We start from the raw sequence: 23,042 nt of genomic DNA, 5'->3' as shown, positions 1-23,042 counted from the left end.
GTCGGCGTTCTGCAGGTTTGGGTCAACGGGCCGGGGCCGGCGCGTAGAGGATCCCGCGAGACTCCAAGGACTCGATCTCCTCGGTGGAGAAGCCGAGTTCGGCGGCGATCTCGGCGTTGTGCTGGCCCAGTGTCGGCGCCACCCGCGTCGGGGAGGTGTCCGCGTCGGAGAACCGGAGCGGATGGTTCGGCAGCCGGATCGGGCCGAGGACGGGATGGTCGATGTCGAGGATCATGCCGCGCGCGGCGATCTGGGGATCCTCGACGACGTCCTTGATGGTCTGGATCTTGGAGCAGACCAGCCCGGCGGCACCGAGTTCGGCGACGACGTCGGCGACGGACTCCTGGCTCATCGACCAGGCCTCGATGAGTTCTCGGATGCGGTCGGCATTATCGTTGCGGCCGGTGACACTCCAATAGGTCTGGTCCGCGGCGAGGTCCTCGCCGCCGATCACCCGGGCCAGACGCTTCCAGCTGTCTTCCATCTGGGCGGCCACGACGAAGGCGCCGTCGCGGGCGGCATACACCCCGTAGACGATCGAGGAGGCGAGTTCCTTGCCCATCTGCGGGGGCGTGATCGCGCCATCGCTGAGCAGGTATTCCTGCACGGCATACTCGTGCATCGAGACCATGCAGTCATAGAGCGAGAGGTCGATGAACTGTCCCTTGCCGGTCTTGACGCGACCGAGCAGGGCGGCGCAAACGGCCGCGACGCCATGGGCCCCGGTGTACATGTCGGCCAACGACATCCCATAGACCGGTGGCGCCTCGCCCGGGGTGCCGAGCATGGACATCCCCCCGCACTTCGCCTCCGCGATGAGGCCGAATCCGGCTCTGTCCCAGTCGGGTCCGGTGTGGCCGTTGGCGCTGATCGAGCAGTAGACGAGCGCCGGGTTGAGCCCTGCGAGGCTGTCGTAGTCCAGACCCATGCGCTTCATCGCACCGGGCCGCAGGTTTTCGACGAGGACGTCGGCCTTCTTGACCAGCCGGTGGAAGAGGTCGAGCCCGTCGGGGTCCTTGACGTTGAGGCAGAGTCCGCGCTTGCCCATGTTCTGCTGCATGAAGTAGCCCGAGTAGCCGTGATCGACGACGAGCGGGCTCAGCCGCGCGGCATCACCGATCGTGGGGCGCTCGACCTTGATCACATCGGCCCCCATCGCGGCCAGGCAGCGCGACAGGTAGGGGCCGGCGAGATAGTGGGAGTTGTCGATGACGGTGACGCCGTCGAGCAGCCGGCTGCCACTGGTGGTCATGATCGTCGTTCTCCTTCGATTGGGCGCTGCGCCGGATCAACGAGCGGTTCAGTGGAGCGATCGCTGCGAGGGGTGCGTAGCCAGGCGAGGACCATGTCGGTCACCGTCTCGATCGACTGCTCCCGGCGAGCTGCGCTCCCGATATCGACGCCGAAGGTCGCCTCGATGGTGGCGACGTTCGTGACGGGATAGAGGGCAAGCGCGGACATGAACAGGTGCAACTCCAAGGCATCTGCCCGCCTCTGGAACTCGCCGCTGGCCCGACCGCGAGCCAGGATGTCATCGAGGATCCCGACAATCGGCAGGTTCACCGAGGCGCGGCGCGTCGAGGAGCGCAGCGCCTCGGCGCCCAGCGCGTTCTCTGCCGACACCAGGCGGCCGAGTTCGGGGTGCGCGGCGTGGTAGTCGAAGGTGTGCCGGATGAGCAGCGCCATCGCCGCGCTCGGCGGGAGGTCGGCGAGATGGAGGGCCTGTTCGGCGGCCCGGATACCGGCATACGCCTGCTCCAGGACCGCGGTATAGAGCCCGCGCTTGTCACGGAAGTAGTAGTAGATCATCCGCTTGGTGGTCGCCGACTTGTCGGCGATCTCATCGACCCGGGCGCCGAAATAGCCGAGCCGGGCGAACTCCTGGGTGGCCACGGCGAGCAGATCCGCCTGGGTGCGCTCCGGGTCGCGGGAGCGCTTGGGGGCGGCCGGCGCGCCCTCGGCATCCCCTCTCGCCGCTCGTTTGCTCATCGCTGTGCTCGCCGAGCCCACGCTCATGCGTGGCCGACCATCTCGCGCAGGTGAGCGAGCATGCGCCCGCGATCGGGTTGGACCCCGGTGAACTGGAAGAAGGCCTCGACCGCCTGCTCGCAGGCCATTCCGCCGCCGTCTGAGACCCGGCAGCCCGTGGCCCGTGCCCGCCGCACCAGCTCGGTCTCCAACGGGAAGTAGACGATCTCGCTGACCCACAGGTCGGCCCGCAACAGCTCGTCGGGGATGGCGCAGCCCGGGTGGGCCGCCATGCCCATCGGCGTGCAGTTGACGACGCCGTCAGCCTCGGCCAACGCCCCGGCGAGGTCCGCCCCGACCTCGACCCGGTCGGGCGAGTAGAGGCGGGCCATCCGGTCCGCGACCGCAGCCGCCCGCTCGTGGTCGAGGTCGATCAGGGTGACCTTGGCGGCTCCGCTGTCCAGCAGGCCGTAGGCGACCGCAGAACCGGCTCCGCCGGCGCCGACCTGCACGACCGTGGCACCGGCCATCACGCCGGGAAGCTGCCCCTCCATGCCGCGGGTGAAGCCACACCAGTCGGTGTTGTGGCCGACCGCCACGCCGTCACGGATCACGACCGTATTCACCGCCTCCAGGGCCTGAGCACGCTCGGACAGCTCGTCCAGGTGCGGGATGATCGCCGCCTTGAAGGGGTGGGTGACGTTAAACCCGGTGTAGCCCAGGCGCCGGGCCCACTGCAAGACGTCGGCGAGGTCATCGACGGTCAGGCCGTGGACGCTGGCGTCGAGCAGCCGGTAGGTGGTGGACATCCCGAGTTCGCGACCCTCCTTCATGTGCATGGCGGGGGTGCGGCTCCCCCCGATGCCCTGGCCGATGAGGAAGAGAGCGTGTGTCGCGAAGGGCAGCTGGCTGGTCATGCTGGGCTCTTTCTGTGGGCGTCGTCGCGATACCCACCATCGTGCCGTACATCTGCCGCTAACGCACTAGATAGTTAGTAATTCCGGGGTATTTCCGGTCACCTCCGACTCAGTGACCCGGGCCGCCCCTGCGGGGCGGCCACGTGGAGGCGGGAGGAGAGAACTCTTCGTTCAGGGTCAGTCCGGGGCGTCCAGCGCGAGGTCGGCCAGGGCGGCAGCGACGTCCTCCGGTGTCGGGGACACGCCTGCCTCGGCACGGCCGAGCCGGTCGAGCACCACGAAGCGCCACCCGCGCCGGTACTTCTTGTCGCGGGCGAAGGCCGCGTCCAGGTCGTCCAGGCGCACACGCACACTCGTCGGCAAGTCCAGGGCGGCCAGGGTGTCCCGGTGCGCGGCAACGCCGGCGTCATCGAGGCGGCCGAGGCGGCGGCTGAGATGTGCGGCCGCCATCAGCCCCAGGGCAAGGGTGTTCCCGGACGCCGCGGCGGCCGGCACGTGGTCGAAGGCGCGGGAGAAGGTGTGCCCGTAGTTGAGATTGCGGCGCCCTCCCTCCTCGCGCTCGTCGGCGGTGACGATGTCCGCCTTGATCTCCACGCTGCGCCGCACCAGCTCCACGAGCCGCGCTGGGTCGCGCCCGAGGACCGCGGCCCGATCGGTTCGGAGCGTCTCAAGCAGCGCTGGGTCGGCGACCAGACCGTGCTTGACGATTTCCGCCATGCCCGCGTCGAAGTCGGCCGCATTGGCCGCAGCGATTGCCACATCGCAGACGACGACGACCGGTTGGTGGATGACGCCGAGGGCGTTCTGCTGCTCGCCCAGGTCGACCCCGCACTTCCCGCCGACCGACGAATCCGCCTGCGCCTCCAGGGTTGTCGGCACGAGGGCGTGCGGCATACCGCGATGGAAGGTGGCGGCGAGGAAGCCGGTGATATCGCAGACGGCCTCCCCGCCGACGCCCACCAGCAGGTCGCCCCGGTGACAGTTCAGCTTGGTGAGTTCGCCCGCCAGCTCGCCCACGGTCGCGAAGGTCTTGGCGTCGGCACCTGCCGGGACGGAGAGCTGGTGAACCGGCAGGCCACGTTCACCGAAGCAGTCGGCGACGATCGCCGCGGTGGGATCGTTGGCGCCAGCCAGGACGACGACCCGCTCGGCGTCCGCCAGAGCGGGGGCGAGCCGCGAGGCCTGGGCGGCGATACCGAGCCCGACGTGCACCCGGTAGGACCCGCCCGGGGGAGCCACGAGAATGCCGCGGGTGCCATCGAGTTCTGGCCGGCCGACGATCCGATCGATGATCTCCAGGGCGATGTCCTCGACCCTGCGGCCCGTGGTGTATGACGTCAGCGTCGCGGTGTCCGCGTAGAGCTGCAGCCGTCCGGCATACAGGCCGGGAAGGCCCGGGTTGTGCAGCATCGGCCGGTACTCGTCCCGGCCGACGCGCACGATCGCCTCGTCGTATTCGACGTGCAGGTAGATCACGGTGTGGGTGGCGAGTCGCTCCCGCGTGGCGGCGCGCCCGCACGCTCCCCCGCCTAGGGAGAGCACGCAGGCAGGGCCCTCCAGGAGTGCGGCGATCGTCGCTTCCTCCACGTCACGGAACCCGGGTTCGCCGTGCTCGGCGAAGATCTCCCTGATCGAGCGCTGCTGCTCATGCTCGATGACCAGGTCCGAATCGACGAACGGCACGCCGAGCCGTTCGGCCAGGAACCGCCCGACGGTGGTCTTGCCCGCACCCATAAAGCCGATGACGACGATCATCGGCGCAACCAACGCAGCATGCTCGGCATCCTGCCATCACCGCCTCCGTTGCCAATGGGCGCTCTTGGAGGCCGGACGCGGAGCGAGCGGCGCACGCCGAGCGTGCGAGGATCTGGGCATGGTGCGTTGGCTGACCGCGGGGGAGTCCCACGGGCAGGCGTTGGTGGCGACCCTGGACGGGTTCCCGGCCGGGATCTCGCTGACCACCGCCGATGTCCAGGGGGCCTTGGCCAGGCGGCGGCTCGGGGTCGGCCGCGGCGCCCGGATGGCATTCGAGCAGGATGCGGTGACGTTTCTCGGGGGCGTGCGGCACGGGCGCACGCTGGGGTCGCCGATCGCCATCATGATCGGCAACAGCGAATGGCCAAAATGGCAGACCGTCATGTCGGCCGACCCGGTGGCTTCGGCCGACTTCGCGGCCAGCAACGACGTCAACGCCCCCCAGGAGATCGCTCGCAATCGCCCGCTGACCCGGCCCCGGCCCGGCCACGCCGACCTCGTCGGGATGCAGAAGTACGGGTTCACGGACGCCCGCCCGATCCTCGAGCGGGCCTCGGCGCGCGAGACGGCGGCCCGGGTCGCCCTCGGCGAGGTGGCCGCGCGGCTGCTGGCGCAGGCATACGGAATCCAGATTGTCTCCCACACCATTTCGATCGGTATGGCACGCGTCGCTGACTCCGCTTCCGTGCCGGAACCCGGCGATGTGCAGCGGCTCGACGCCGACCCGGTGCGGACCCTCGACGCCGCCGGCTCCGCGGCGATGGTCGCCGAGGTCGAAGCCGCCAAGAAGGACGGCGACACGCTCGGCGGGGTCGTCGAGGTGATCGCGTATGCCGTTCCGCCCGGCCTCGGCTCGCACGTCCAGTGGGACCGCAAACTCGATGCGCGGCTCGCCGCGGCGCTGATGAGCATCCAGGCGATCAAGGGCGTCGAGGTCGGTGACGGGTTCGCCACCGCCCGGCGGCGCGGCTCGCAGGCGCACGACGAGATGGAGCGCGATGCGGCGGGGGTGATTCGCCGCCGCACCGGCCGTGCCGGGGGAACCGAGGGCGGCATGTCCGCCGGGGGCGTGCTTCGGGTGCGCGCGGCAATGAAGCCGATCTCGACGGTGCCGCGCTCCCTGGACACCGTCGATGTCGCCGATCCCCTCGCCGAGGCCAAGGCCATCCATCAACGCTCCGACGTGTGTGCGGTCCCGGCGGCGGGCGTGGTGGCCGAAGCAATGGTCGCGCTCGTTCTCGCCGAGGCCTGCCTGGAGAAGTTCGGCGGCGACTCGGTGGGGGAGACCCGGCGCAACTTCGAGAACTATCTCGCGGCGATTCCGCAGGAGATGCGCACATGGTGAAGCCCGTCGTGGTCCTGATCGGGCCGCCAGGGTCGGGAAAGTCAGCCGTCGGAGCCCGGCTCGCGGAGCTATTGGGCGTCGCCTACGCCGATACGGACGAACGGATCGAGGGTCACGAGCGACGCCCGATCGCCGAGATCTTCATCGACTCGGGGGAGGAGTATTTCCGCGATGTCGAGCGCGCCGTCGTCCTGCACGCCATCCACGCGGACGGTGGGGTGCTGGCGCTCGGTGGGGGCGCCCCGATGGACCCCGAGGTGCAGACCGGGCTGGCCGATCGGCGGGTGGTCTTCCTTGATGTCGGAATCGCGGACGCCGCCAAACGAATCGGCCTCGACCAGAGCCGAACACCCCTTGCGGTCAACCCCCGGGCGAGCTGGGTGGCCATGATGACCGCCCGCCGGCCGACGTATGAGGGTCTGGCGTGGAAGCGGGTCGACACCGCCAGCAAGACCCCGGACGAGGTCGCCGCCGAGGTGGCCGCGTTGATTCGAGGCGAATCGTGAACGCGCCCAAGGCTTCCGGGGAGGTGGGCCGGGTGCGCGTGGGCGCGGCATACGATGTCGTGCTCGGTCGCGGGATTCTCGGTGAGGTTGCCGCGCTCGTGCCTGACGCTGCGCGACGGGTGCTGATCGTCCATGGCGGCACCCTGCCGCGGGTCGTGGAGCCAGTGCGGGAAGCGTTGCGCACCAACGGATTGCACGTCGTCGACGGCGTCGTTCCGGATGCAGAGGCGGCCAAGACGATCGAGGTCGCCGCGTCGTTGTGGGGGCTGCTTGGCCGGGAATCGTTCACTCGCACCGATGTCGTCGTCGGGGTGGGCGGCGGGACCATCACCGATCTCGCTGGGTTCGTCGCCGCGGCCTGGTTGCGAGGGGTGCCCTTCGTCAATGTGCCGACCACCGTGTTGGCGATGGTCGATGCGGCGGTCGGCGGGAAGACCGGGATCAACACCGCCGAGGGCAAGAACCTCGTCGGTGCGTTCTATGAGCCGCTGGGCGTGGTCTGCGACGTCGAGGTCCTGGCGACGCTGCCGGCGGCGGATTTCGCGTCCGGCATGGCCGAGGTGCTCAAGGCGGGGTTTATCGCCGATCCGCGGATTCTCGAACTGGCGGAAGGGGATCCGGGGTCGTTGCGCCACGTGGGGCCGGCGACGGTCGAGCTGATCGCCCGCGCCATCGGGATGAAGGCCGAGGTCGTCAGCCAGGATCTGCGGGAGGCCGGGCTGCGCGAGATCCTCAACTATGGGCACACTCTCGGGCACGCCATCGAGCAGCACGCGGCATACACCATGCGCCACGGCGAGGCGGTCGCCATCGGGATGGTGTTTGCCGCCGAACTCGCTCACCGAAGCGGCCTGATCGACGAGGCGCTCGTGGCCCGGCATCGCTCGGCGCTCACCCTCGCCGGCCTCCCGACGACGTATGCCGACGCATCCCTCGATCAGCTGCTCGCCGCCATGGGCCGGGATAAGAAGACCCGCGGCTCGACGCTGCGCTTCGTCGTCCTCGACGGCCTCGCCTCGCCCACGCGCCTGGTCGGTCCCGACCCTGCCCTGTTGCATGCCGCCTTCGATGCCCTCGTGCCGGGCTAATCAGCAATTCGCGAACACCGGCGCGTTACCAGGTCCTCGGCTCGACGCTGCGCCTCGGCCTTCTCGGCGGACGCAACGGGAATCAGACGAAGCGGTGTCCCCACTTGACGACTTCGAGGACGGCGACCGCCGTGACCCAGGCGATCAGGGCGATGGTCAGCCAGCCCCCACGGACGAGGCCAAGTGCCTTGCGCTGGGCGCCCTCGGGCAGGAAGAGGTTGTTCTCGCGGATGTTCCACTGGGTCATCGACATGAAGACGAAGGTCGTCGACACCGTCACCAGCAGGCACCAGGGGCACAGGGCGCCGATGACGAACGTCGACTGGTAGAGCAGCCAGTAGGCGAAGATGACGCCGAGCAGGTAGCAGACGTTGCCGACGAACATAAACCAGCGCGGGAAGCGCACACCCGCGAGCGAGGCGACGGCGATCGTCATCACGACCGGCTCGGAGACCATGCCCAGGTAGGCGTTCGGGAAGCCGAAGATATTGGCCTGCCAGGTCAAGCCGACCTTGGCGCAGTCGAGCACCGCGTTGATCGAGCAACTCAGCTGGGCCTCGGGGTCGCGGGCGAGCACGATTGCGTCATACGAGAGCACCCAGGAGGCGAGCAGGCTCAAGATCGCAAAGATCAGCATCTCGCTGAAGAGGATCGTGCGGATCCTCGGGTTGGTGTCCTCCAGCGAGTCGTCGGCGCCGTCGACGAGATCGCCGCTCACGCGAGCGCCTTCGTCCACGGACATGCGCATTCCTCACCTTGTACTTGGGGCAGCCGTGCCCAAACGCTACCTCGCACCTACTCGACGCCCGAAATGGGTCGGGAGTTCCCGCCCGCGTAGGCCGCTCCTCCAGGGGGGTCAGGTTGGGCGGGCTGTGCGCGCCGGCCAGTCCGGGCGATACTGGCCAGATGAACGCCGATGCAGCTTCGTTGGTCAAGGTGGTCCGTCACGAGAGTCACGTCGTCGAGGTGGTGCTCGACCGCCCGGACGCGATGAACGCGGTGTCCACAGCGCTGGCGAGCGCCCTGCGCGCGGCGGCCGAGGAGGTCGCCGCCGACGAGTCGGTCCGCGCAGTCGTGTTAACGTCCTCGGGGGAGAAGGCATTCTGCGTGGGCGCCGACCTAAAGGAGCGCAACTCCTTCACCGACGACGATTTGCGGGCGCAGCGGCCGGGCAATCGGGCGGCCTACCGGTGCCTGCACGACCTCGCCGTGCCCACGATCGCCGCGGTCGACGGTTACGCCCTCGGCGGCGGCTGCGAGCTGGCGCTCGCGTGCGACGTCATCGTCGCCTCACCACGGGCGGTGTTCGCGCTGCCCGAGGTCGCGGTGGGTGTCATCCCGGGTGGCGGCGCCACGCAGTTGCTGGTCCGGCGGATCGGGTGGTCCCGGGCCGCCGATCTGATCTTCACCGCCCGCCGGATCGACGCCGAGGAGGCCTACCGGCTCGGGCTCGCCGACCGCGTGGTCGCCGCGCCCCGGGAGGAGGCGCTCGCCCTGGCCGCAGCCATCGCCGCAAACTCACCGGTCGGCGTGCGCAACGCCAAGAAGGCGATGCGGTTGGGCCAGGACGTGCCGCTCGACGACGGCCTGAACATCGAGAACGAGTGCTGGGCGGACACGGCGTTCAGCGCCGACCGCGCCGAAGGGGTGCGGGCATTCGCCGAGAAACGACCCCCGCAGTGGCCGGGCTGGGCCGCCCGCGGCGGCGCGTGACCCGAACGGCTTGCCGACGCGGCTAGCTTTGCGCGGCGCGCTCGCGGCCCTCGTCGGTGACGATCCGATCCTGTGCCGAGGTGACCACTAGCGGCGGGTCGGCACGGTAGAGCGCGGCGACACCAGCCCGGTCCAGGCCGACCTCACGGGCGGCGTGATGGGCCTCGAGCTTGTTCATCCGCCCGCCCGCGGCCACGATCCGAGCGAGGAAGGCACCCACCGGATCGGCCGCCGGCGGCGGCGCCGAGTCCCCGGCCGTGCCCTGCCAGGTGCGTTTGGGGTGGCGGCGCAGATACTCCTGCTCCAGCTCGAGCATTCGGTCGGTATGGTGCGCGAACTGCTCGGCGCTGCCGTGCAGGAACACCCAGTTGCGCGTGTCGTGGGCCTGCTTGCCCTGCGCCTCCAGCTCCTCGTCGCTGAGTTCGCTCGCGGGCACACCGCGCTGGTCCTGCTGCTCCATCTCGCTACCTTCCTTCGTGATGTCGTATGCCGAGTGGCATCGTGCGTCGGCTCACCCGCGTCGGCGACCCGCCGGGACTCAGCCGCCCCCGAGCCCGAGGTAGAGCGAGCGTGCGTTGCCGGCCAGCACGGCCGCCCGGAGGTCTTCGGGGACGACCTCGGCCACCGCCTTGGCGTTGCCGGCGACCGAGGGCACGCCCGGCCAGTCCGTGGCGAAGACGAAGCGGCAGGCCAGCCGCCTCAGGTCGTGCTTGGCGTAGTAGTGCGACAGCCGCCGCGGCGGCAGACCGGACAACTCGACCCAGACGTTGTCGTGGGCCTGGGCGAGGAAGGCGACGGCGTCATACCACCAGCCCCGCCCGCCGTGGGCGAGGATGATCTGCAGGCCGGGGAAGTCGCTCACCACCGGGAGCATCAGCTCGGGGTCGGCGAGTTCGTTGCGGGACCCGGGGAAGGTGCTCGTTCCCGAGTGCACGACCAGCGGCGCGCCCAACTCCTCCAGCAGCGCATAGGCCGGGTAGAGCTCGGCAGCGGCCAAGGAGAAGCCCGCGTGCACCGGATGCAGCTTGAGCCCGGCGGCGCCGAGGTCGAGTTGCCGGCGCAACTCCTTGACCACCGGGAAGTGCAGGTGCGGGTTGACATTGGCCATCGGCCGGAAGCGCTGCGGGTTGAACTCGACCAGGGGGAGGAGGTCGTCGAACGTCTGCATCCCGGTGGCGCGGGGGCTGTACTCGCAAAAAAGGATCGCGGTGTCGACTCCCTGCTCGGCAAAGTGCTCATCGAGAGCCTGCGGGCGGGGCCGGCCCTCACCGTCCCAGACTCGTTCGAGCAGCCCATCCGGGCCGAACTGGCGGGCCCAGTCCATCCACGCCGGTGCGAGGGTGCCCAGCACCGGCACGTGGACGTGGGCGTCAACGACATCGTGACCGTCGATCACCGGTGCGCCCTAGAGATCGCGCACCATCGGGGTGTCGACCCCGACCGGGCCCACCTTGTGCGAACCGCCGGGGGCCCCGAGCGGCGCGTCCCGACCCTCGAGCACTTCGGTGAAGAAGGCCCGGTTGTCGGCGATGTGCGGCTTGTGCTCTTCGGGAACCCGCCGGTCCTGGCTGATCGCCTCGACGGGGCAAACGGGCTCGCAGGCGCCGCAGTCGATGCACTCCTTGGGATTGATGTAGAGCTTGCGCTCGCCCTCATAGATGCAGTCGACCGGACACTCCTCGGTGCATGACTTGTCCATGACGTCGAGGCAGTTCCCTCCGATGACATAGGGCATCAGGCGATCTCCTTCGTTGGGTGGACCGTGCTCATCGTAAGGTAGCGGGCCGCCGCCGCAGCGGTGCCGGTCACGTGGTCAGCGCCACCGGATGGGGGTTGTCGGTGGAGTGTCCGGGGAAGAGCTGGGCCTCGGGGTCGATATGCACCGCCGCGTTGTTGACCGCGGTCGCAACTTCGCCGAAGCCGACGGCAATCAGGCGCACCTTGCCGTCGTATTCGGTGATGTCACCGGCCGAGAAGATGCCCGGCACATTGGTCCGCATCGCGCTGTCGACGATCAGGTGCCGGTTGTCATGCAAGTCGACGCCCCACTCCCGCAGCGGCCCGAGATTCGCCGTGAAGCCGAGGGCGGCGACGAGGCGCTCGCACGGGAGCGTCTGCGGCTCGCCCTTGACCACCCCATCTGGACCCTTAACCGGGTTCGGGGTGATCGTCACCTCTTCTAGGGTGCGGTCACCGCGGGTCGCGGTCACCTGAGCGTTGGTGATGACCGTGACCGGCGACGCGTGCAGCGCCTCGACCGAGCCGTGGTGAGCGCGGAACTGGTCGCGGCGGTGCACCAGGGTGACCGACGACGCGATCGGATGCAGCATGAGCGCCCAGTCGACGGCACTGTCGCCGCCGCCGACGATGACGACGGCACGGCCGACGTAGCTCGCCGGGTCGGGCACGAAGTATTCCAGGCCGCGGCCGAGGAAGTCCTCGCCGGCCGGCAACGGGCGGGGGGTGAAGGTGCCGATCCCGCCGGTTACGACGATCGTGCGGGTCACAATCTTGGTGCCGGCGCTGGTGGTGACGACGAGCCGGTCGATGCCACCGCCGGGATCGGGTTCGCGATGCAGGGTCTGTGCTTCTTGTCCCAGCAGATACGTCGGCTGGTATTGCGCGGCCTGCTCGACGAGCCCGGCGATCAGGTCGCGGCCGCTGACGGCCGGGAAGCCGGCGATGTCGTAGATCTGCTTCTCCGGGTACATGGCGCTCACTTGGCCACCGACCTGACTGAGCGAGTCGACAACGGCCGTGCGCAGGCCCCGGACCCCGGCATAGTAGGCCCCGAACAGACCGACCGGACCGGCGCCGACGATGAGAACGTCGACGTCGTCGGTCAAGGCGCTCGGCGAGGAGCCGTTGTTGCTCATGGCGACCCGTACTCGATGGCGTGGACGATTTCGCGCACCTTGTAGCGCTGCAGCTTGCCGGTGGCGGTCTTGGGGATTTCGTCCACAAAGTAGACCCGCCGGGGTCGTTTGAAGGCAGCCAGACCGGCCCGGCACCAGGCATCGAGCTCGTCCTCGGTCACCTCGCCCTGGGTGATGACGCAGGCCACCGGTTTGTCGATGCCCTCGTGGTCGGGCAGGGCGACGACGACGCACTCCAGGACGGCGTCATGAGCCAGCAGACGCGACTCGACCTCGGCAGGGGAGACCCACATGCCGCCCGCCTTGAGCATGTCGCCGCTGCGGCCGAGGCAGGTGTAGTAGCCGTCCTCGTCGCGCACGTAGGTGTCGCCGGTGTTGACCCATTCGCCCTGGAAGACCTGCCGGGAGGCGTCGGTGCGTCGCCAGTAGCCGAGGGCGATCGACTCACCGCGCACGTAAAGGGTGCCCGGTTCGCCGTCTCCGAGGAGATTGCCGTCGGAGTCGCGGAGCACGATGTCGTAGCCGGGAACCGGTTTACCGGTCGTGCCTTCGCGAATGTCGCCAGGGGAGTTCGACAAGAAGATGTGCAGGCATTCGGTCGACCCGATTCCGTCGAGGATGTCCAGACCGAAGCGTTGTTTGACCTTCTGCTGCAACGGCTTGGGCAGGGCCTCCCCGGCCGATGCGGAGTAGCGGATCCCGGCGAAAATGTCATCCGGAATGTCACTGCTCGCGACGAGCCCGGCAAAGAAGGTCGGGACCCCGAAGAAAAGCGTCGGTGCGCCGGCCCGGATTCGCTCGACCATCCCGGCGGGCGTCGAGCGGGCGGGTTCGAGAACCGTCGTCGCGCCGACTGCGAGCGGGAAGAACATGCTGTTGCCGATGCCGTAGGCGAAGAACAACTTGGCCACAGACAAGCAGCGGTCGTTGGGTTGGATCTGCAGGACCTGTTTGCCGTAGGTCTCGACGACGTGCCTGATGTTCGCGTGCCGGTGCATCGCGCCCTTGGGCTTGCCGGTGGTGCCGGACGTGTAGAGCCACAGCGCCCAGGCGTCCTCGTCGGTCGGCACCACCGCGCGCTCGGCCTCGTCCGCCGCAGCACCAGCCGAGACGACATCGTCGAATGGCATGGAGCTCACCCGCTCGGGGAGGGTGACGTCGCCGGGGTCGCCATCCCAGATGATCGTGCGCAGCTCCGGGCAGTTCTGGGCCGCCGCGGCCACCTGCGGTGCGAAGGCGGCGCTCGCGCACACGACCTGTGCCCCCGAGTCGGCGATCACCGTCGTCAACTCTTGGGGGCCGAACATCGTGGAGACCGGGATGGCGACGAAGCCGCCGCGGAAGGCCCCAAGGATGCCGGAGAAGCTCGGCAGGTCGTCGTTGGCGACAAAGACGATCCGGTCGTCCCGCCGCAACCCGAGAGAGCGCAGGCCGGCGGCGACCTTGCCGGTCAGCTCGCTCAGCTCGGCATAGGTCGTCGTTCCGCTGGGCGTGTCGACGGCGATCCGGTCGCCACCGCCCTCGGCAAGGTGTCGGTCGATCAGCCACTCGGCGGCGTTGAATGTCAAGTCACACCCGCTTCTTGTCGTAGGAGCCCTTTTGCCCGCTGCCGAACCGGCGCAGCGCGCCCTCGGGTCCGGAGGCGTTGGGTCGGATGAAGATCCAGTTCTGCCAGGCCGTCAGCCGGCCGAAGACCTTGGTCTCGACGGTCTCGGGACCGACGAAGCGATGGTTGGCTTCCATGCCGGTGAGTGCGTCCGGGGATAGCGAGGCGCGCTCTTCGAGGACGATTCGCAGTTCGTCCTCGAAGTCGATGTCGTCCAAGGCCATCGTGACCAGGCCAGCCGCGTCGGCGGCCTTGGCGTCGAGATCGGTCCCCACCGTGGCGGTCGCGCGCTCGAACTCGTCCGGGCGTCCCCAGAACCGGGACTGCAGCCGGCTGAGACCGTTGCCCATCGGGTATCGGCCGGTGTTGGCGCTGGTGAGGCGGATCGTGGCCGGTTCAGCGTCGGGGTCGATGTCCTCGTAGACACCGTCGAGCATGTATTGCCGATCGCTGGCCAGCGCGACCTCGGCGAGGACTCCGACGAAAGCGCTGCCCGGCTCGATGACCGAGATGAGGCTGCGGCTGGTGACGTCGAGGCGCTTGAGGGTGCGCTTGAGGTAGTGGTTGATCTCGTTGACGAGCCAGTTGTCGGCGAGTTCTTCCAGCTGAGCGTCGTACTGGAGCACGAGGTCCTGGTCGCCGGTGGTGCGCAGGACCCAGGTGCCCATCTCGAGTTCGTTCGTGCGCAGGTGCAGGATCAGGTCGTCGAGTTCGCGGGTCAGCGCGAGCGGCCAGTAGGCAGCGCCCTGGCCGTGGATAGCGGTAGCGTCGGCTGGGGGTGCCTCGCTCGGTCCGGTGAGCACGATGTCGACCCGCCGGCCGGCCCGGTCGATGGTCGCGCTGACGTGCGGATAGGTGATCGTGTCGCCGTCCGTGGACCGCTCGAGCGGGGTGAGTTTGATGCCCTGCTCGCCGTCGCGGGTGGACGCCTGCGCGGCCTCGAGCGCCCGCTTGCGGATCTCGGTCGCCCAGGCGTTGCGTGGCACGGTGGCGTCGATCAGCCCCCACTCCAAGGCGGTCTTGCCGCGATACCCTTCCGACTTGGTGGCAAAGAGGTCGGCGCGGTCCTTGCGGACGTGTCGCTTGTCGACGACCCGGGTCAGGCCGCCGGTGCCGGGAAGCACGCCGAGCAGCGGCACCTCGGGCAGGGAGACGACCGAGGCGCCGTCGTCGATCAGGACGATGTCGTCGCAGGCGAGGGCGAGCTCGTAGCCGCCGCCCGCGGCGGTCCCGTTGAGAGCGGCGATCCAGCGCTGTCCGGAGTTCTCGGTGGCGTCCTCGATGCCGTTGCGAGTCTCGTTGGTGAACTTGCAGAAGTTCACCTTCCACGAGTGCGGGGAGGCGGCGAGCATGCGGATGTTGGCGCCGGCGCAGAACATCCGCTCCAGACCACCGGTCATGACGACCGCCTTGACCTCGGGGTGCTCGAAGCGCAGGCGCTGGACGAGGTCGTAGAGTTCGATGTCGACGCCGAGGTCGTAGCTGTTCATCTTCAGCTCATACCCCTCGACGAGGCCGCCGTGCTCGTCGACGGCGAGGGTGGCCGTCGCGACGGGGCCGTCGACATCGAGGCGCCAGTGCTTGTACTGTTCGGGCGAAGTGGCGAAGGAGACGACCGGCGCGCCCGATGGCTGCTGGGGTTGGCTCGTGGCGGGGTTGTCCCGCTCGATGGTGGCGGTGGGATCGGACATTGTTCCTCCGTAGGCACGACGGGTCACGAAAGGCAGGCTCTGATTTTCTACGATATGCCTCCGTCTCGTCAAGTTCCTGTAGAGCATTTGGACGGTCGCGTGCGCTCCCGGTCGGTGCCTCGGATTGGGACGCCACTTTTCACACGCCGAGGAGTTCGCGGGCGCGGCCTGGGTCGGATCGGAAGGCCGCGATGCTCGCCTCGTGGACGATCTGGCCCTTGCTCATAACGACGACGCGGCCGGCGACGCTGAAGGCGGCGCGGAGGTCCTGTTCGACGATGAGGACCGAGATCCCGGTCGCGGTCAATGACTTCACCACCGCCATCACCTGGTCGACAACCGTCGGCGCGAGCCCGTCACTGGGCTCGTCGAGGAGCACTAGCTTGGGACCGAGCAGCAGCGCCCGGCCGATCGCGAGCATCTGCTGATCACCGCCGGCGAGCTGGTCACCACGGTTGTGGCGGCGCTCCCGCAGCCGTGGCATCAGGTCATAGACGCGCTCGATGGCCCACTCTCCGGGCTGACTCGGCGATGCGCAGGTTGTTGTGCACGGTGAGCGACGCGAAGACACGGCGGCCCTGGGGGACGATCGCGATTTGGGCCCGGGCGATCTGGGTGGGTGGGTCGTCCGGCGAGGTCGAGGCCGTCGAGGGTGATCGAGCCCCGGGTCTGACGCACGAGGCCGATGATCGTTTCCAGGAGCGTTGTCATGCCGACCCCATTGCGACCGAGGAGCGCCAGGGTCTCACCCGCGCCGTTGTCGCCGAACCCGGCCCGGGGTTTCGGGGCTAGCTGTCTCCGCGGTTCGCTCGACAACCAAGCGTGCTTGCGTCACGGTTCTGAGGAATGATTTGCTGGTTCTACCCACGTGAGCGCTGCGCCGCGCGAATCGGGGCCGAGGCCGTGCCGAACGAAGGGAGTCGAGGTGATGGATGCTCTCGCGGCGGATGAGCTGTCGCCGAGTCCAGCGAGCGCGCGCGCTTTGTTGACCACGATTCTCGGCGAATTCGTCCACGCGGGCACCGGCCAAGCCTGGACCGGCTCGCTCGTCGAGGCCCTCGCCGCCCTCGGCGTGGAGGAAAAGGCCGCCCGGCAGGCCCTGGCTCGCATCGCGGCCGACGGGCTGCTGCGCTCGACGCGACACGGCCGCCGGGTGCGGTGGGAACTCACCGACGCCGGCGCGGCGCTGCTCACCGAGGGGCAGGAGCGGATCTACACCTTCCTGCGCACCCATCGCCGCTGGGATCGAAAATGGGTTGTCCTCTCGGTGGGAGTCCCCGAAACCCAACGCCGGCTGCGTCACCGGCTGCGCACCCGCCTCAGCTGGATGGGCATGGGCTCCCCGTCCCCCGGCCTGTGGGTCATTCCGGACGCCTCCCGCGAAGCGGAAGTGCTCGCCACGGTCGACGAACTGGGGTTGACCGAGCGTGCGTTCACCTGGACCGGCCCGTATGCCGGTGCGACGCCGGAGTCCGAGCTGATCGCGAGCGCGTGGGACCTGGACTCGGTCGCCACGCTCTATCTGGGCTTCCTGGACACCTTCGGTGATCTCGAGGTCCACAGCGACGCGGAGGCCTTCGTCGCCCAGGTGCGCCTCATCCACGAGTGGCGGGCCTTCCCGTTCCTCGACGCCGCGCTGCCGGCCGAGTTGCTGCGTCGGGACTGGCCCGGTATCACGGCGGCGGCCCTCTTTCACCGGCGCCGAGACCAGTGGCACCGCTCCGCTCAGCGGGAGTGGCGGCGAATGGAAGCCGTTTGGGACGCCCGCATTTGATAGGCCCTGGCGCCGGGCGGCGCCAGGGCCTATCAAACGGGTTCCGAGCGGGTCGGCCTAGGGGGCGTCTGGCAATTGTCGGGGTCCCCGCAAAGTATCGGAGCGAGCTTGCGAGCGCAGAACTTTGTGGGGTGACTAGTACTGGTGCTCCTCGACGGACACGTAGCCGCCGCTCTCCTCGTGGCCCGGCCCGCGAGCGTCGTCCGGGAGCGTGGCGGCTGCCGCGGGCGCCGACGACGCCGCCGGTGCCGAGGACGTCGGGAGGCCGACCCGCTTGCGCAAGGTGGCGTCGCTCTCGTTGCCGCGGTAGCCGCGCACCAGCAGCCAGTCGTGAACCGTGTCGCGGTCCGGGTGAGAGTCGCGGACCGTGTTGTAGACGTAGTTCACGCCCCGGGCCGCGGCCTCACCCTCGACCTGTTCCATCACCCAGGACCCGACGCCCTTGCCACGTGCGGACGGGTCGACGGCGAAGAGCACCTCGGCGTCGCCGCCCCAGGTGACGTCCAGCCAGCCGTAGCCGACCACACTGTCACCCTCGCGGGCCGCGAACCAGTCCCCGGGGAGCGCCTGACCGTCCGTGAACGCGAGGTCGAAGACCCCGGCCGGGGCCCCGCCGACGATGCGCTGCTTGTCGGCGTCCCAGGTCGGATTGTCCTCGCGGGTCCAGCTCAAGGTCATGAGAGTCCCTCTTCCTCCAGGGCCTTGGTGTAGTCGTAGTCACCGTAGAGGTGGACGTAGTCGAATTCAACGGGCTTGTCGTTGATGCCCGTCGACGGCGGCGCAATCCAACCGGCGAACTTGCCGTACTCGTACTCCGGCCGCATCAAGGCCGCGACGCGCTCGCGGTCCTCATCGCTGGGCAGCCACTCGTCCTTGCGTGCCGCCCAGGTGGCGTCATCAAGGACCTCGCCGTCCGGGCTGACGTGGTGGCCGGCGTAAACGCCGACCGCACGGTTGAAGCCTTCGTGCGGCAGGTGCAGCCGGACATCGAGACCGGCGTCCTCCAGGGCCTGGTTCCAGCGGTTGACCCCGTTGGCGCAGTCGGCCGAGTACTCGTCACGCAGGTCGAGGTTGAGCACCGAGAGCGCCGGCACGGTCCGGGTCTTGATCTGACCGTCCTCGACGTAACGCATCTCCCGGGTGTCGTCGACCAGCACGTGGTCGTCCTTGCGGCGGGTCTCCATCCAGCGGCCCTTGAGGCCGGCGGTGTAGTAGTTGCCCGCGTTGGTCGACTGCTCGGACCCGAACAGGTCCATCGAGACCGAGTACTGGAAGTTGAGGTACTTCTGGACGACGTTGACCGGGATGCCGCCGTATTGCCAGATGTGGTCGGTCCCGTGCTCCTTGACCAGCTGCGCGGAGCGCTCCAGGGTCCGCTGGACGCCGGTCGTGCCGACGAACATATGGTGCGCCTCTTCCTTGAGCATGAACTCGCAGGAACGGGCCAGCGGGTCGAACGCCGACTCCTTGAGCGCGCCGAGCTGGTATTTGCCGTCGCGGTCGGTGAAGTAGGTGAACATGAAGAACTGCAGCCAGTCGGTCGTCTTCTCGTTGAAGGCGCCAAGGATGCGCGGGTTGTCGTAGTCACCGGAGTTGCGCTTGAGCAGCTGCTCGGCCTCTTCGCGTCCCTCGCGGCCGAAGTAGGCGTGCAGCAGGTAGACCATGGCCCACAGGTGGCGGCCCTCTTCGACGTTGACCTGGAAGAGGTTGCGCATGTCGTAGATGCTCGGTGCGGTCATCGCGAGGCGCCGTTGCTGTTCCACCGAGGCGGGCTCGGTGTCGCCCTGGACGACGATCAGCCGCATGAGGTCGGCGCGGTGCTCGCCCGGGACCTCCTGCCAGGCCGGCTCGCCCTTGTGCTTGCCGAAGTTGACCTTGCGCTCCGGGTCCTGGTTGGCCAAGAAGATGCCCCATCGGTATTCCTCCATGGGCACGTGCTCGAAGTGGGCCCAGCCGTCGCGCCCGACCGCGACCGCGGTGCGCAGATAGACCTCCTCGGTGGGCAGGGCTGGCCCGAGGCTCTTCCACCAGTCGATGAACTTCGGCTGCCAGCCTTCCAGGGCCCGCTGCAGGCGGCGGTCGCTGGCGAGGTCGACGTTGTTGGGGATTTTCTGGGAGTAGTCGATCGGGCTGGTGGGGCCCTCGGGCTCCGGCGCCGTGCCGATGCGGTTGTCAACGGTCGTCATGGGTTCTCCTCGATTCTGGTGTCTAATAAGTTCTACATGAAGGCGGTCGATCGATCAATGCCTTGTGGAGTATTTCATGCGGGCACGTCCTCGCCGGCGAGCATCGCCAAGGCCGTCGGGCTGCCCTGCACGGCGGTGCGGTGCAGATGGGCGTGGACGGCGCGCAACCCGCCCTCCTCCTCGCCGCCGCCGGCGCGGCCCGGGCCGCCGTGCACCAGCTGCGGCATCGGGATGCCGTGCCCGGTGGACTCGGCAGCGCAATCGCGGTCGAGGACGAGGATCCGGCCGTGGTGGGACGCCGCACCGAGCACGACCTCGCGCACGAAGTCCGGGTCGTGCGAGACGACCGACCCCGCCAGCGAGCCCTGACCGCGGGCGAGGATCGGCACGACGTCGGCCGGATCGGCATACGGCAGCAGGGTGCTCACCGGGCCGAACGCCTCGACCTCATGCGGGGCGACCTGCTGCGGGTCAGCGCTGATGAGCAGCGGGGAGAGGAAGGCGCCGCGGTCGGCGTCGGCGCCGACGACCGCGACCTGCTGGGGATCGCCGAAGACGAGTCGACCTGCGGCCGCGAGCCGGTCGGCCGCGGCGCGCACGTCATCGCGTTGTTCGGTGCCGACCAGCGCGCCCATGCGCACCCCTTCGGCGCCGGGGGCACCGACGACCACCTTGCCGAGCGCCGCGCTGGCCGCCTCGGTGACCGCCTCAAGCTGGGCGGCGGGAACGAGGGCGCGCCGGATCGCGGTGCACTTCTGCCCGGCCTTGACGGTCATCTCGGTGACCAGGCCCTTGACGAATAGCCCGAACTCGGGAGAGTCGGGGGTGGCGTCCGGGCCGAGCACCGAGGCGTTGAGCGAGTCGGCCTCGACGTTGAGGTGCAGCGAGCGCTGGGTGACCGCCGCATCGCCGCGCAGCCGGGCCGCGGTGGCAGCCGACCCGGTGAACCCGACGTGGTCTTGCCCGCCGAGCTGATCGAACAGGCCGGGAATGCTGCCGCAGACGAGCTGGAGCGCGCCCTCCGGCAAGGCGCCCGACTCGAGCATGATCTCGACTGCCCGCTGAGCGATGTATGCCGTCGGCGTGGCCGGCTTGACGATGTTCGGCACGCCGGCGATGAGCGCCGGGGCGAGCTTTTCGAGCATCCCCCAGACCGGGAAGTTGAACGCGTTGATCTGGACGGCCACGCCGCCACGCGGGGTGGTGAGCAGGTGGCGGCCGCCGAAGCTGCCCTCCTTGCCGAGGCCGATGAACTCGTCCTCGGCCACGACGGTGGCATCCGGCAGGCCCTTGCGGGCAAGTGAGGAGAAGACGAGCGCGGTGCCGAAGCCGCCGTCCACGTCGACCCCGGCGTCCCGGGCGGTGGCGCCGGCGCGGGCGGAGAGTTCGTAGAGCTCGGCCTTGCGCTCGGAGAGGGCGAGGGCGAGCTGCTTGACGATGCCGGCGCGCTCGTGGAAGGTCAGGGCCGCCAAGGCGGGGGCGCCGACGGTGCGGGCATGCTCGACCGCAGCGGCGATGTCGAGCCCCGCGCTGCTGACGCGGCATACGGTCTCGCCGGTCACGGCATCCTTGACCTCGGCGCCGTCGCCGGTGCCGGACTGCCACGAGCCGACGAGATAGCTGGGCAGGATCGCGGTGTCGTTCACGGGGTCTCCTTTGTCCAGGTGTGCAGGATGCGGCCGCCTGCGGCCGACCGGGTTGCGGTGAATCCGGCCATCTCAGCCGCCGGTCGCGTCGACCGTGGCCCCGGTCACCCAGCCGGCAGCGGGGGAGACGAGCATCGCGACGGCCCCGGCGATATCCTCCGGGGTGCCGAGCCGACGCATCGCGTTTTGGCGAGACATCGCCTCGATGGCCTTGGGCGAGGTGGTCTCATGCAGCGTCTCGGTGTCCGTGGATCCGGGGCGGACGACGTTGACGGTGACGCCCCGGGAGCCGAGTTCCTTGGCGGCGACCCGCGAGGCGGCCTCGAGGCCGGCCTTGGCTGCGGCATACGTCGCGTGCCGGGGTGGGGCCAGCGCCGCGGCAACGCTCGAGATCATGACGATCCGGCCGCCGTCACAAACCCGGCGGGCGCTCTCGCGCAGGATGAGCAGCGCCGAGCGCAGGTTAAGGGCGAGCGAGGAGTCGATTTCCGCGGCGCTCAGCTCGGTCAGCCGCGGGAAGTCCCAGCGCCCGACGCAGTCGACGACGACGGCGAGTTCGCCGAGTGCTTCGGCCGCATCGAACGCGGCGAGCACCCCCTCCTCCGTCGTCGCGTCGGAGCCGAGTGTCTCGGCGTGCGACCCGCCCGCGCGCACCTCGGCCTCGAGGGCCTCGGCGCGGTCGGCATGGGTGTGGTAGTGGATCAGGACGGTGTGGTCGCTGGCCAGTCGGCGCACCACCGCGGCGCCGATCCCGCCCCCACCTCCCAGCACGAGCGCAACCGCGGCTGCCATGGTCACCTTCCTCACAGCGGGGGACTGATCGTTCTACACTCTAGACGATTCGCGCCATCGATGTGTAGCGCATGTCGGGACGTTCTCAGGCGCCGGTAGAATGGAGCATCCCCACCACCCCCTCGGGTGGTGACGCGTGTCCCGGTAGGGCACGCGGCATACGATCCGATGCGCGAGAGAGACTTTCCGTGGCGACCACCAATGACCTCAAGAACGGTCTTGTCCTCAATATCGACGGGCAGCTGTGGACCGTCGTGGAGTTCCAGCACGTCAAGCCCGGCAAGGGGCCGGCGTTCGTGCGCACCAAGCTCAAAAACGTCATGTCCGGCAAGGTCGTCGACAAGACCTTCAATGCCGGGGTCAAGGTCGAAACCGCCAATGTCGACAAGCGGACGATGCAATACCTCTACAACGACGGCAGCGACTACGTCTTCATGGACCCGGACACCTACGACCAGCTACCGGTCGGCCCGGAGGTCGTCGGTGATGCGGCGAAGTACATGCTGGAGAACCAGGACGCGATCGTCGCCCGGCACGACGGGTCCGTGCTCTACATCGAGCTGCCCGCCTCCGTGGTCTTGGAGATCACCTACACCGAGCCCGGCCTGCAGGGTGACCGCTCCACCGGCGGCACCAAGCCGGCGACGGTGCAGACGGGGGCCCAGATCCAGGTGCCGCTGTTCATCGAGACCGGCGAGAAGGTCAAGGTGGACACCCGCGACGGGTCTTACCTCGGCCGCGTCAACTGATTCTCGATCTCGGATGGCGGCACGCACCAAGGCTCGCAAACGCGCTCTCGACCTGCTCTTCGAGGCCGAAGCGCGCGGGCTCAACCTCGGCGAGTTGCTGCAGCAGCGGCTCGCCGAGCCGGTGACACCGGCGCCGCTGAGCCCCTACACCGCGGCGCTCGTCGACGGGGTCGTCGCGCACTGGCGGGACATCAACGAGTTGCTGTCCACCTATAGCCAGGGCTGGGCGCTGGAGCGGATGCCGGCTGTCGACCGGGCGATCTTGCGGTTGGGCGCCTTCGAGATCCTGTATGGCGATGACGTCCCCGCGCCGGTAGCGATCAGCGAGGCCGTCGCGCTGGCGTCGCAATTGTCGACCGACGACTCGCCGAAGTTCGTGGGTGGCCTGCTCGGCCGCCTCGCCCAGGTCAAGCCAACGCTCGCCTGACTG

24 protein-coding genes are annotated in these 23,042 nt (G+C 69.1%); 7 read left to right on the top strand and 17 right to left on the bottom strand.

Going from position 1 to position 23,042, the window contains the following annotated elements; translation table 11 throughout:
- Positions 1-22: 22 nt before the first annotated feature.
- From V9G19_RS08375 to V9G19_RS08360, 4 genes are all read right to left on the bottom strand, one after another.
- On the bottom strand, positions 23-1,252 hold the full coding sequence (locus V9G19_RS08375) for a CaiB/BaiF CoA transferase family protein (RefSeq protein WP_462284999.1): 1,230 nt from the start codon (positions 1,250-1,252) through the stop codon (positions 23-25).
- The gene (locus V9G19_RS08370; protein WP_462284998.1) at positions 1,249-2,016 is read right to left on the bottom strand and encodes a TetR/AcrR family transcriptional regulator; all 768 of its coding nucleotides are present in this window, start codon (positions 2,014-2,016) and stop codon (positions 1,249-1,251) included. Before V9G19_RS08370 ends, V9G19_RS08375 begins: the two co-directional genes overlap by 4 nt.
- Entirely contained in the window at positions 2,013-2,885 is an 873-nt protein-coding gene (locus V9G19_RS08365; protein ID WP_462284997.1) for a shikimate dehydrogenase, read from the bottom strand. The genes V9G19_RS08370 and V9G19_RS08365 overlap by 4 nt, the downstream gene beginning before the upstream one ends.
- A 177-nt stretch (positions 2,886-3,062) precedes the next feature.
- On the bottom strand, positions 3,063-4,640 hold the full coding sequence (locus tag V9G19_RS08360; protein WP_462284996.1) for a shikimate kinase: 1,578 nt from the start codon (positions 4,638-4,640) through the stop codon (positions 3,063-3,065).
- A gap of 118 nt (positions 4,641-4,758) precedes the next feature.
- Between V9G19_RS08360 and aroC the strand changes: the two genes are divergently transcribed.
- The 3 genes from aroC to aroB are packed head-to-tail and all read left to right on the top strand — an operon-like array spanning position 4,759 to position 7,579.
- Positions 4,759-5,985 (top strand): chorismate synthase, encoded by a 1,227-nt coding sequence (gene aroC, locus V9G19_RS08355; protein WP_462284995.1) that lies wholly within the window; start codon positions 4,759-4,761, stop codon positions 5,983-5,985.
- A complete protein-coding gene (locus tag V9G19_RS08350) occupies positions 5,979-6,491 on the top strand; it encodes a shikimate kinase (protein ID WP_462284994.1) in 513 nt (170 codons plus the stop codon). Before aroC ends, V9G19_RS08350 begins: the two co-directional genes overlap by 7 nt.
- Positions 6,488-7,579, top strand: coding sequence for a 3-dehydroquinate synthase (gene aroB, locus V9G19_RS08345; RefSeq protein ID WP_462284993.1), 1,092 nt, complete (start codon positions 6,488-6,490; stop codon positions 7,577-7,579). The genes V9G19_RS08350 and aroB overlap by 4 nt, the downstream gene beginning before the upstream one ends.
- 82 nt (positions 7,580-7,661) lie before the next feature.
- On the opposite strand, the gene V9G19_RS08340 is transcribed toward aroB, so the two are convergent.
- On the bottom strand, positions 7,662-8,321 hold the full coding sequence (locus V9G19_RS08340; protein WP_462284992.1) for a vitamin K epoxide reductase family protein: 660 nt from the start codon (positions 8,319-8,321) through the stop codon (positions 7,662-7,664).
- A gap of 164 nt (positions 8,322-8,485) precedes the next feature.
- Here V9G19_RS08340 and V9G19_RS08335 point away from each other — a divergent pair, with 164 nt between their 5' ends.
- Positions 8,486-9,292: an enoyl-CoA hydratase/isomerase family protein gene (locus V9G19_RS08335; protein WP_462284991.1), complete on the top strand. Its 807-nt coding sequence runs from the start codon at positions 8,486-8,488 to the stop codon at positions 9,290-9,292.
- Positions 9,293-9,314: 22 nt separating this feature from the next.
- On the opposite strand, the gene V9G19_RS08330 is transcribed toward V9G19_RS08335, so the two are convergent.
- The 8 genes from V9G19_RS08330 to V9G19_RS08295 all read right to left on the bottom strand — a co-directional run bounded on the left by V9G19_RS08330 (position 9,315) and on the right by V9G19_RS08295 (position 16,176).
- A complete protein-coding gene (locus V9G19_RS08330) occupies positions 9,315-9,752 on the bottom strand; it encodes a DUF6158 family protein (RefSeq protein WP_462284990.1) in 438 nt (145 codons plus the stop codon).
- A 78-nt stretch (positions 9,753-9,830) separates the two neighbouring features.
- A complete protein-coding gene (locus V9G19_RS08325; RefSeq protein WP_462284989.1) occupies positions 9,831-10,688 on the bottom strand; it encodes an amidohydrolase family protein in 858 nt (285 codons plus the stop codon).
- Between the two features lie 9 nt (positions 10,689-10,697).
- Positions 10,698-11,027 carry a ferredoxin gene (fdxA, locus tag V9G19_RS08320; protein WP_462284988.1) on the bottom strand — a complete coding sequence of 110 codons (330 nt, stop codon included), beginning with the start codon at positions 11,025-11,027 and terminating at the stop codon, positions 10,698-10,700.
- Between the two features lie 70 nt (positions 11,028-11,097).
- A complete protein-coding gene (locus V9G19_RS08315; RefSeq protein WP_462284987.1) occupies positions 11,098-12,168 on the bottom strand; it encodes an NAD(P)/FAD-dependent oxidoreductase in 1,071 nt (356 codons plus the stop codon).
- Positions 12,165-13,736: a benzoate-CoA ligase family protein gene (locus V9G19_RS08310; protein WP_462284986.1), complete on the bottom strand. Its 1,572-nt coding sequence runs from the start codon at positions 13,734-13,736 to the stop codon at positions 12,165-12,167. Before V9G19_RS08310 ends, V9G19_RS08315 begins: the two co-directional genes overlap by 4 nt.
- A gap of 1 nt (position 13,737) precedes the next feature.
- Positions 13,738-15,465: a 2,3-epoxybenzoyl-CoA dihydrolase gene (gene boxC / locus V9G19_RS08305; RefSeq protein ID WP_462284985.1), complete on the bottom strand. Its 1,728-nt coding sequence runs from the start codon at positions 15,463-15,465 to the stop codon at positions 13,738-13,740.
- Positions 15,466-15,604: 139 nt separating this feature from the next.
- The gene (locus V9G19_RS08300; protein ID WP_462284984.1) at positions 15,605-15,949 is read right to left on the bottom strand and encodes an ATP-binding cassette domain-containing protein; all 345 of its coding nucleotides are present in this window, start codon (positions 15,947-15,949) and stop codon (positions 15,605-15,607) included.
- A complete protein-coding gene (locus tag V9G19_RS08295; RefSeq protein WP_462284983.1) occupies positions 15,949-16,176 on the bottom strand; it encodes a hypothetical protein in 228 nt (75 codons plus the stop codon). The genes V9G19_RS08300 and V9G19_RS08295 overlap by 1 nt, the downstream gene beginning before the upstream one ends.
- Positions 16,177-16,393: 217 nt before the next feature.
- Between V9G19_RS08295 and V9G19_RS08290 the strand changes: the two genes are divergently transcribed.
- Complete coding sequence (locus V9G19_RS08290; RefSeq protein WP_462284982.1) at positions 16,394-17,239, top strand: PaaX family transcriptional regulator; 846 nt, start codon at positions 16,394-16,396, stop codon at positions 17,237-17,239.
- A 135-nt stretch (positions 17,240-17,374) separates the two neighbouring features.
- On the opposite strand, the gene V9G19_RS08285 is transcribed toward V9G19_RS08290, so the two are convergent.
- The 4 genes from V9G19_RS08285 to V9G19_RS08270 form a co-directional block, all read right to left on the bottom strand.
- Positions 17,375-17,917 (bottom strand): GNAT family N-acetyltransferase, encoded by a 543-nt coding sequence (locus V9G19_RS08285; protein WP_462284981.1) that lies wholly within the window; start codon positions 17,915-17,917, stop codon positions 17,375-17,377.
- The gene (gene boxB, locus V9G19_RS08280; protein ID WP_462284980.1) at positions 17,914-19,425 is read right to left on the bottom strand and encodes a benzoyl-CoA 2,3-epoxidase subunit BoxB; all 1,512 of its coding nucleotides are present in this window, start codon (positions 19,423-19,425) and stop codon (positions 17,914-17,916) included. Before boxB ends, V9G19_RS08285 begins: the two co-directional genes overlap by 4 nt.
- A gap of 74 nt (positions 19,426-19,499) precedes the next feature.
- Complete coding sequence (paaZ, locus tag V9G19_RS08275; protein ID WP_462284979.1) at positions 19,500-21,071, bottom strand: phenylacetic acid degradation bifunctional protein PaaZ; 1,572 nt, start codon at positions 21,069-21,071, stop codon at positions 19,500-19,502.
- 72 nt (positions 21,072-21,143) lie between these two features.
- The gene (locus V9G19_RS08270; RefSeq protein WP_462284978.1) at positions 21,144-21,863 is read right to left on the bottom strand and encodes an SDR family oxidoreductase; all 720 of its coding nucleotides are present in this window, start codon (positions 21,861-21,863) and stop codon (positions 21,144-21,146) included.
- A gap of 188 nt (positions 21,864-22,051) precedes the next feature.
- Here V9G19_RS08270 and efp point away from each other — a divergent pair, with 188 nt between their 5' ends.
- Both efp and nusB read left to right on the top strand, forming a co-directional pair.
- Positions 22,052-22,612, top strand: a complete 561-nt coding sequence (efp, locus tag V9G19_RS08265) for an elongation factor P (protein WP_462284977.1) — start codon at positions 22,052-22,054, stop codon at positions 22,610-22,612.
- A 13-nt stretch (positions 22,613-22,625) separates the two neighbouring features.
- A complete protein-coding gene (gene nusB / locus V9G19_RS08260; RefSeq protein ID WP_462284976.1) occupies positions 22,626-23,039 on the top strand; it encodes a transcription antitermination factor NusB in 414 nt (137 codons plus the stop codon).
- Positions 23,040-23,042: the final 3 nt, after the last annotated feature.

Source organism: Nostocoides sp. (assembly GCF_037045025.1).
GTDB lineage: Bacteria > Actinomycetota > Actinomycetes > Actinomycetales > Dermatophilaceae > Nostocoides_A.
The sequence above is the reverse complement of the archived record's forward strand: the minus strand, read 5'-3'. Positions and strand labels throughout refer to the sequence as shown.